The following is a 551-nucleotide window of genomic DNA, read 5'->3' as shown; positions in this document are numbered from 1 at the left end:
AAGACCGCCAGCAAATGGCCCGCCAGCTACGGGAAATCAGCATGGCGAAAAATCAGGGCAAGGAGGAGTTCATCATGGACGTAACCCCCGAGGAAGTGGTCAAGGACTTGGAAACGCACGGTGTCCAGCGAATGATCCATGGCCACACCCATCGCCCCGCGGTTCATGAACTGACGGCCAACGGGTCGCCGGCAAAGCGTATTGTACTGGGAGACTGGGACAAGAACGTTTGGTGGCTTGAGGCAGAGCCAGGCAAGGAGCCCGAGCTATTCAAGGAGCCGTTGTAAAAAAGCCGGGCAAATGCCCGGCTTTTTTTATTCTTGGTTTCAGTGCGCGAGTATCTGCTGGAGGAACTTCTGAGTTCTGGCTTCCTGTGGGTTGGTAAAGAACTCGTGGGGAGGCGCCTGCTCCACGATCTCGCCACCGTCCATGAAAATCACACGGTCCGCCACCGTCTTGGCAAAACCCATCTCATGGGTTACGCAGAGCATGGTCATACCGCTTCCCGCCAATTCAATCATTACGTCCAGCACTTCCTTGATCATCTCCGG

Annotated in this window: 2 pseudogenes; one reads left to right on the top strand and one right to left on the bottom strand. The window is 55.5% G+C overall.

Annotated features, from left to right (window positions below):
- Nucleotides 1-287: pseudogene (locus tag B2W52_RS09975) on the top strand (UDP-2,3-diacylglucosamine diphosphatase); the annotation flags it as partial.
- A 39-nt stretch (nt 288-326) separates the two neighbouring features.
- Here B2W52_RS09975 and B2W52_RS09970 read toward each other — a convergent pair.
- Nucleotides 327-551 (bottom strand): annotated as a pseudogene (locus tag B2W52_RS09970) (amino acid ABC transporter ATP-binding protein); the annotation flags it as partial.

This window comes from Marinobacter sp. UBA2498 (genome assembly GCF_002341575.1).
In the GTDB taxonomy this organism is placed as follows: domain Bacteria; phylum Pseudomonadota; class Gammaproteobacteria; order Pseudomonadales; family Oleiphilaceae; genus Marinobacter; species Marinobacter manganoxydans.
The sequence above is the reverse complement of the archived record's forward strand: the minus strand, read 5'-3'. Positions and strand labels throughout refer to the sequence as shown.